This is a genomic window from Gemmatimonadales bacterium (genome assembly GCA_019637315.1).
Lineage (GTDB): Bacteria > Gemmatimonadota > Gemmatimonadetes > Gemmatimonadales > GWC2-71-9 > SHZU01.
The window spans coordinates 34,276-42,195 of the sequence record JAHBVU010000025.1 but is presented as its reverse complement, the minus strand read 5'-3'; the positions used below and the strand labels follow the sequence as shown (position 1 = coordinate 42,195).

Sequence of the window (7,920 nt, the reverse complement as noted above, 5' to 3'; positions counted from 1 at the left end):
CGGCGTCACCGGCTCATGGATCTCGGCCTCGACTCGTTGATGGCCGTGCAGCTCCGGAACCGACTGGCCACGGGTCTTGGCCTGGGTGAGGTCCTCTCGGCCACCCTGATGTTCGATTATCCGACCATCGAGGCGATCGCCCGGCATCTGCTCGAGCATCTGGATCCATCGACGTCGCAGGCGGGCGATGCGCCCGCGACACCTGCCGCGCCGTCCCGGTCATCGATTTCTGAAGCGACGCTGGCCGAAATGACGGAAGAAGATGCCGACGCCCTGTTGCGCAGCCGTCTGAGCGAGCTGTCATGACCTCCCCCCTCTCCTCTGCCAAGCAGGCCCTGCTGGCGATCGAGAAGCTGACGGCACGCGCGGAGCAGGCCGAGCGCGCCAACCGGCAGCCCATCGCGATCGTCGGCATGGGGTGCCGATTCCCCGGTGGAGTCGACAGTCCGGCCGTGTTCTGGAACCTGCTCGCGCGCGGGGACAACGCAGTCACGGAAATCCCGCCTGATCGCTGGGACGTCGATGCGTACTATGACCCGGATGTCGAGGCGCCGGGCAAGATGAACACACGGTACGGCGCCTTTCTGCGGGACATCGACCGGTTCGACCCGGCGTTCTTTGGCATCTCGCCCCGTGAGGCGGCGAGTATGGATCCACAGCAACGGCTCCTGCTCGAAGTCGTCTGGGAGGCACTGGAGCATGCCGGGCAGGCTCCTGACCGGCTCTCGGGCACCCGGACCGGCGTGTTCGTCGGCATCGCCGGCACCGACTATGCGCAGCTGCAACTCGAGAACGGGGCCATCGGCAGCGATACCTACTACGGCTCGGGGGTCGGACACAGCGTCGCGTCGGGGCGGATCTCGTATGTGCTCGGCCTGCAGGGGCCGAGCGTGTCCATCGACACGGCCTGCTCCTCGTCGCTGGTAGCCGTGCATCTGGCCGTACAGAGCTTGCGGTCCGGCGAGTGTTCGATGGCGCTGGCCGGGGGCACCAATGCGATCCTGGCGCCGGAGACGATGATTGCCCTGGCGAAGTATCGGATGTTGGCGCCCGACGGCCGTTGCAAAGCATTCGATGCGGCGGCCGATGGGTTCGTGCGAGGCGAGGGCGTCGGCGTCGTGGTGCTCAAGCGCCTCGCGGACGCGGTGGCCGCGGGCGACACCGTACTGGCGGTGATCCGCGGCTCCGCCGTCAATCAGGATGGTCCGAGCAGCGGCCTCACGGCGCCGAACGGTCCAGCGCAGGTGATGGTGATCCGGGATGCGCTGGCCAACGGCGGCGTCCGGCCCGCCGAGGTCAGTTATGTCGAAACGCACGGCACTGGCACCTCGCTGGGCGATCCGATCGAGGTCCAGGCGTTGGGCACGGCGCTGGGCGAGGGTCGCCCCGCCGATCGTCCGCTCTGGATCGGGTCGCTCAAGACGAACGTTGGCCACATGGAGGCATCGGCGGGGGTCGCAGGCCTGATCAAGGCGGTTCTGTGCATTCAGCATCGCGCCATCCCGCCACACCTGCATTTCGTGACGCCGAGCCCGTTCATTCCATGGGCCCAGCTACCGGTACGGGTGCCGACGACACTGACGCCGTGGCCGCTCGAGACGGGGCTCCTGGCGGGCGTCAGCTCGTTCGGTTTCAGCGGTACCAATGCGCACCTCGTGGTCGGCCCGCCACCGGACCTGCCGGCGGGGTCGGCCGCCGAGCCGGATCGGCCGCGGCACCTGCTCACGCTCTCTGCAGCTGGCGAATCGCCATTGCATGAGCTGGCAAGACGCTTCGCCGATGGGCTGGATGATGCCACACCCCTCGCCGATATCGCCTTCACGGCAAACACGGGCCGCGCCGCGCTGCCGTATCGGTGCGCGCTCGTTGCCGAGTCGACGGCGGAGGCGCGAGCGGCACTGCATGAAGTCGCGCAAGGCCGGGAGGCTGCCGGTGCGATGGTGCGGCGCGCGACCTTCCACGACCAGCCCAGGATCGCATTCCTGTTCTCGGGGCAAGGTGCCCAGTATCCGGCGATGGGTCGGTCGCTCTACCGGACGCAACCGGTCTTCCGCGCCGCGATCGACCGTTGCGACGAACTGCTCCGGCCGATTCTCCCGCATCCGCTGCTCTCCGTGTTGTTTCCCGACGACGCGGCGGCCGAGGCGCGAATCCATGATACGACCTATACGCAGCCCGGTCTGTTTGCGATCGAGTATGCGCTGGCCGAGTTGCTGGCGAGTCTCGGGATCCACGCGACGACGGTCTTGGGACACAGCGTGGGCGAGTATGCTGCCGCCTGCCGAGCTGGCGTCTTCGGCCTGGAGGACGGGCTCCGGCTGATCGCGGCCCGTGGCCGGCTGATGGGGGGCCTTCCGGCGGGAGGTGCCATGGCCGCTGTTCTGGCCGACCGGGCGGTGGTGGAGGAGGCGATTGCCGGGACGCGACTCGCGATCGCGGCCTACAACGGCCCCGCCAACACCGTGATCTCGGGGGCCGGTGTGGAGGTCGACGCCGTCTGCACTGCGCTCGGCGCACGGGGCATCACGACCCGTCCTCTCGTCGTATCACATGCCTTTCATTCGGCGCTGATGGATCCGATCCTCGACGAATTCGAGGCGATCGCGGCGACGGTGCAGTACACTGCGCCGAGCGGGCGACTGCTCTCCAATCTTTCGGGTGGGCCGGCCGACCCGGCTGAGGTGACGACGGCGCGCTACTGGCGGCGCCATCTCCGCGAGCCGGTCCGCTTCTCGGCCGCGATGGCGTCGCTTGCCGCGCAGGGCCACGAGGTGTTCATCGAGGTCGGGCCGCATCCGACGCTGATCAGCATGGCTCGGGACTCGGCGCCAGGGGATGGGCGCGTCTGGCTGCCCACATTGCGCCGCGGGAAAGACGATTGGACGACGCTGCTCGCAACGCTTGGTGAGCTCTGGACGCACGGGGTCGAAACCGACTTGTACGGTCTCGATGCCGGCGCTCCGCGCCGTCGTGTCAGCTTGCCGACCTATCCCTTCCAGCGGTCATCGTATTGGACTCGGCCCGCACCCGCCGGCCGGCGGGCCGGTTCGGCGGAGCATCCGCTGCTGGGAGCCCGGATCCGGTCGGCGCTGCGCGATGTGGTCCAGTTCGAGTCGACGATTGCCGCGGGCGGGGTCCCCTTCCTGGCAGACCATCGGGTCGACGGGCGTCCGATCCTGCCCGCCACGGGGTTTATCGAGATGCTGGCAGCTGGATCGGCTGCCGTCTTCGGCGAGATGCGGGCAATCGAAGACCTCGTGATCCGCGAGCCGCTCGCTTTTGCGCCCGACGAGCGGCGCCTGGTGCAGACGGTGCTCCGGCATTCGGAGGGTGGCGGTGCGGAGGTCGAGGTTTCCAGCACCGCCGAATCAGGAGACGGCACCGCCTGGCGGCTCCATGCAACGGCGCGGCTCGCCTCGGCGCGTCCGGAATCGTCCGGCGCGACAGATCTGGCGGCCGTGCGCGCGCGTTGCCTCGAACCACTGACCGCCGTCGACCATTACGGGGCGTTGGCGGCGCGCGGCCTCGATTTCGGGCCGAGCTTACGCGGTGTGGAAGCGGTTTGGCGTTGCGATGGCGAGGCCGTCGCGGACATTGTGCTGCCGGAGGCGGCCGGCAGCGCCGCGGGTTACCGGATTCATCCGGCGTTGCTGGATGCCTGCCTTCAGGGGCTGGCCGCCGCAATCCCCGAGAGCATCGCCGCGCGCGGTGCGTACCTGCCGCTGGCCGTCGATCGGGTGGCGATCCATCGGACGCCGGGCAATCGAGTCACCAGCGTGGCCACGGTGCTCCTGCCCCAGGCGGCGAGCGGTTCGCTTACCGCGGACATCGTCATCGCGGATGCGGACGGGGTGGTCGCGGAGCTTGGGGGAGTCACCCTGCGGCCCGCGCCCTCCGTCGTGAGCGGACGCGATGGCTGGACCTACGAGCTTGCCTGGCGGGCTGAGCCGGCCTCGGCCGCTGAGGGATTTCCGGCACCAGCCGCGCTGGAGCGACGCACCGCAACCGAGCTGCCGATACTTGCCGAGCAACACGGCCTGCCGACCTATCACGAGACCTACCTCGAGGTCGAAGCGCTCGCGACTGCCTTCATCCTCCGATCCTTCGCGGAACTCGGCTGGACCTTCGCAGTCGGGGAGGAGGTCACCACTGATGGATTGCTCGATCGGCTCGGGATCGTGCCGAGGTATCGGGGTCTCCTGATCCGGTATCTCGTGATCCTTGCCGAAGACGGAATCCTTGGGCGCAACGGCGATCGCTGGGCCGTGAGGGCGCTGCCGCCGGTGGTAGACGCTGCGGCATCGACCCAGTCGCTCCTGGCGCGTCGGCCGGCGTCGGCGGCGCAGATTACGCTGACCGCGTCCTGTGGCAGCGTGCTCGCCGAGGTATTGCGGGGCAGGGCCGATCCGCTCCAATACCTCTTTCCCGGCGGCTCCGCGGAGCTGGCGGAGTCGCTCTATCAGCATGCGCCGGAGGCGTTGGTCTACAACGGGCTGGTGCGCGCGTCCGTGGCGGAGCTCGTTTCCGGGTTGCCGCTGGATCGTCGGCTGCGCGTGCTCGAAGTTGGGGGCGGCACGGGCGCTACGACGTCGTGGGTGGTGCCGGAGCTGCCGGCGGACCGGACCGAGTACCTGTTTACCGACCTGAGCCCCACACTCGTAGCCCGAGCGCGGGAGAAGTTCGCTGCGCATCGATTCGTGCAGTGTCAGACGCTGGATCTCGAGCGTGAGCTCGCCGCCCAGGGCGTCGGCGCCGAAGGCTTCGATCTGATCATCGCCGTCAATGTGATCCACGCCACCGCCGACCTCCGGGCCACACTGGGCCGGATCCATCGTGCGCTGGCACCGGGCGGCACGCTCCTGATGCTCGAGGTGGCGGCGCCGGAACGGTGGATCGATGTCACCTTCGGCCTGACCGAAGGCTGGTGGCGTTTCACCGATCGGGCGATTCGGCCCGACTATCCGCTGCTCGATCGGGCTGCCTGGCAGCGGCTCTTCGAGGACCTGGGCTATGAAGCGGTCATCGCGCCGCCCGAATCGCCGCTCTCCCGTGAAGCGCTCGTCATCGGACGGAAGCCGGTCGATGCGCTGCCCATCCTGGGCGACCCAGGAGACTGGCTCCTCGTCGGCGACGGAGGTGATGTCACTGCTGGACTGGCCCGGCATCTGACTGCAGCCGGGCACCGCACGGTCGAGGTTCGGGAAGGCGACCACGATGGGTTCGGCCGGCTCGTCGCGGCGCGGTCCGCGACCTTGCGCGGCGTGATCCACCTGGGCGCGCTGGCGCACGACGATTCCGCGATCGACGCGACGGAGTCGGTGCTTGAGGCGCAGCAGGCAACCCTGGGCAGTATCGTAGCCGTCGTGCAGTCCCTTGGTACCCATTCCTTCGAGCACGGGGCCGTGCCGCGCCTCTGGCTCGTGACGCGGGGCGCCGTACCGGTGGAGGGCGCGGAGCCCGTTGCGGTGGCACAAGCACCGGTCTGGGGTTTGGGACGCGTCGTGGCGCTGGAGCATCCCGAGCTTGGGGCTACACGCGTCGACCTCGATCCGCGCGCGAGCATGGTCGATCAGGCGCGCGACCTGTTCCGAGCGCTCGGCGCGCCTGAAACGGAGGATCAGATCGCGGTGCGGGGCGGGCGCCGGCATTGGGCACGAATCGTCCCGGTCTCGGTGCGCAGCACAGCGCCGGATCCGGTCCGCCTCGCACCGTCGGCGACCGGTATCCTCGATGAGATCCGACTCGTACCGACGGCCCGCCGAGTGCCCGGCCCGGGCGAGGTGGAGATTCGGGTCTACGCCGCGGGGCTCAACTTCCGCGACGTGATGAACGCGGTCGCCATGCGGGCCGATCCGGAGCCGCTGGGCGGCGAATGCGCGGGCCGCGTCGTGGCGGTGGGACCGGGCGTTGAGCACCTGGCTCCCGGCGATGATGTCGTCGCGACGGGCCAGGGGTGCTTCGGGACCTACGTCACGGTAGACGCACGGTTCGTCGTGCTGCTGCCGCCAACGATCGGGCACGAGGCGGCAGCTACGGTGCCCTTTGCATTCATGACCGCACATTACGCGCTGGTCACCTTGGCCGGGCTCCAGCGCGGGGAGCGGGTACTGATCCACGCGGGCGCCGGCGGCGTCGGGATGGCGGCAATCCAGATTGCGCAGCGGATCGGTGCCGAGATCTTCGCAACGGCCGGCAGCGAGGAAAAGCGCAGCTATCTCCGTTCTCTTGGCATCGCGCACGTCTTCGACTCGCGCAGCCTTCGGTTCGCCGAGGAGATCCGTGCGGTCACGCATGGACGGGGCGTCGACGTGGCACTCAACTCGCTTGCCGGCGAGTTCATCCCGGCCACGGCGAGTGTGTTGTCGCCACGCGGCCGGTTCCTCGAAATCGGCAAGCGGGAGATCTGGACCGACGACGATTTCCGCCGCGTCCGGCCGGATGGCCGCTACCATGCGATCGACCTCGCCCGGCGGCACCTGGACGATCCAGTCGGATCCTCCGCGGCATTTGCCGACATCATGGCTACGCTGGCGCGCGGCGAGATCACCCCGTTGCCGCGATGGACCTTCCCCCTGGAACGCGCTGCCGAAGGCTTCCGATACATGGCGCAAGCCAGGCATGTCGGCAAGGTGGTGCTGACGGTGACGGCGCCGGATCGAGCGGGGCTCGGGTCGCTCTCGTGTCATGCCAGCTACCTCGTGACGGGCGGCCTCACGGGGCTCGGGCTCCTGACGGCGGAGCGACTGGTCGAGCGGGGTGCGCGTCACCTCGTGCTGGTGGGCCGGCGCGGGCCATCGGAGGCTGCGCAACAGACCATCGCCGGAATGGAGCAGGCGGGTGCGCAAGTCGCGGTACGGCGGGTTGACGTGTCTCGACCCGAAGCGATTGCCGAGCTGCTCGCCGAGATCGATACGACGCTGCCGCCGCTGCGCGGGATCGTGCACTCGGCCGGGGTCCTCGAGGACGGCGCCTTGCTGCAGCAGAGTTGGGACCGATTCCGGATCCCGCTTGGTCCGAAGGTGGCCGGCGCCTGGGCATTGCACCGGGGGACCTGCCATCGGCCGCTCGATTTCTTCGTGCTGTATTCGTCGGTGGCGTCCCTGCTGGGCTCGGCCGGTCAGGGCAACCACGCGGCGGCCAACGCCTTCATGGACGGGCTCGCTTACTACCGTCGGGCCTGCGGTCTGCCGGCGCTCAGCATCAGCTGGGGGGCGTGGTCGGAAGTCGGCGCGGCGGTGGAACACGGGGTTGACCGCCGGATCGAAGCCCAGGGGGTTGGGGTGATTCCCCCGGCCGATGGTCTCGCCCTGCTCGAAGCTGCCATGGAGGGGGCGCCCCCGCACCTCGGCGTGCTGCCGATCGATTGGAATCTGTTTGCTCGGCGGTTCGAGGCCGGGCAGCGGCCTGGCTGGGTCTCCGAGGTGGTCCAAGACCTGCATCGTACCGTGTCGGTCGCAAAATCATCCATTCGCCCGGCCGACCAGGGAACCGCGGGGACCGGATTCATCCAGCGATGGGCCGAGGCCGTCCCGGGCCGGCGGCGTGAACTCCTGGTCGACTTCGTGGGCGACCAGGTGGCGCGCGTATTGGGGGTGCAGGATGGTCGGGCCATCGATCAGCGGCAGCCTCTCAACGAACTGGGGCTCGATTCGCTGATGGCGGTCGAGCTCAGGAACCGGCTGGGTACCGCACTTGGCCTGACTCGGAGTCTGCCGGCGACGCTGGTCTTCGACCATCCGACGCTGGATGCGCTGGCGGCATTCCTGGAGACCGGGGTCCTCGCGGAGGCTGTTGGGGCGACGGGAACTACCGCGCCCGCCGAGCCTGCCCAGGAAGGCACCGATGCCGTGGGTGCGATCGAGGATCTTTCCGATGCCGAGGTGGAGGCGCTGTTTGCCCGCAAGATGCAGGGGTCGTGAC

General features: G+C 69.0%; 2 protein-coding genes. Both read left to right on the top strand.

All coding sequences use genetic code 11. The annotated features are described in order from the left end of the window. Window positions 1–306: acyl carrier protein (locus KF785_16315; protein MBX3148330.1), on the top strand; the 306-nt coding region annotated here is incomplete at its 5' end. After that, window positions 303–7,919 (top strand): SDR family NAD(P)-dependent oxidoreductase, encoded by a 7,617-nt coding sequence (locus KF785_16310; GenBank protein ID MBX3148329.1) that lies wholly within the window; start codon window positions 303–305, stop codon window positions 7,917–7,919. The genes KF785_16315 and KF785_16310, both read left to right, overlap by 4 nt. Window position 7,920 lies beyond the last annotated feature (1 nt).

Coding starts and splice junctions, on each gene's coding strand:
- KF785_16310 (MBX3148329.1), top strand. CDS start 303: ATGACCTCCCCCCTCTCCTCTGCCAAGCAGGCCCTGCTGGCGATCGAG.